Origin of the sequence: Pseudonocardia sp. D17 (assembly GCF_036984265.1) — a bacterium.
Lineage (GTDB): Bacteria > Actinomycetota > Actinomycetes > Mycobacteriales > Pseudonocardiaceae > Pseudonocardia > Pseudonocardia benzenivorans.
Window position 1 is genome coordinate 1 of record NZ_BPRG01000135.1, and the last position, 708, is coordinate 708.

Annotated in this window: 1 protein-coding gene; it reads right to left on the bottom strand. The window is 70.6% G+C overall.

From position 1 onward, the window contains the following. A partial coding sequence (locus tag PSD17_RS20560) for an IS982 family transposase (protein ID WP_445261029.1) occupies positions 1-708 on the bottom strand: 708 nt, incomplete at both ends.

A 708-nucleotide genomic window follows, 5' to 3' on the forward strand; every position in this document is an offset into this window, starting at 1 on the left:
GTGATGGGCTGTCCGGTGGCGCGGTTGTGCCAGATCGCGGCGGTCAGGGCGAGCAGGCGCTGCCCGATCCGGGCGCTGACGCCGTCGATGCTGCGTCCGCCGTGCAGCTCGAGATCGAGTTGGCCCTTGAGGGTGTCGTTGACCGACTCGATGAGCTGGCGGATCGGTTTGAGCAGGTGTTCGCCCGGGCGTGGGGTGCGGTTGCGGTAGGAGGGCCGCAGCAGCACCACGCCACGCTCGGCCAGGTAGGTGTCGAGTTCGCGGGAGACGTAGCCCTTGTCGGCGATGATGGTCAGGCCGGGCCGGTCGGTGGTGAGGGTGGGGTCGTGGTCGAGCACGGCCATCAGGACCTGGCGTTCGTCGAGCTTCGGGTCGGCCAATGCCCAGGTGATCGGCAGTCCGGCCGGGGTGCAGACCAGGTGCAGGCGCAGCCCCCAGAACCACCGCGAGTGCGACGGGCAGTAGCTGTAGCCGGCCCACCCGGCCAGGTTCGAGCGTTTCGCGGTGGGCCGGGAACGGGCGCACTCGACCGGGGTGGAGTCCACGACCCAGACGGGGTCGGCCCACAGGTCGGTGTCGCCGGCCAGCTCGCGGATGACCCGCTTGATCAGTGACACCGCCGAGCGCAGCCGCTTGTTGTAGCCGGACTGGCCCGGCAGGTACGGGAACGCGGCTGGCAGCGCCCGGGGCACGAACCGTAGCCAACGG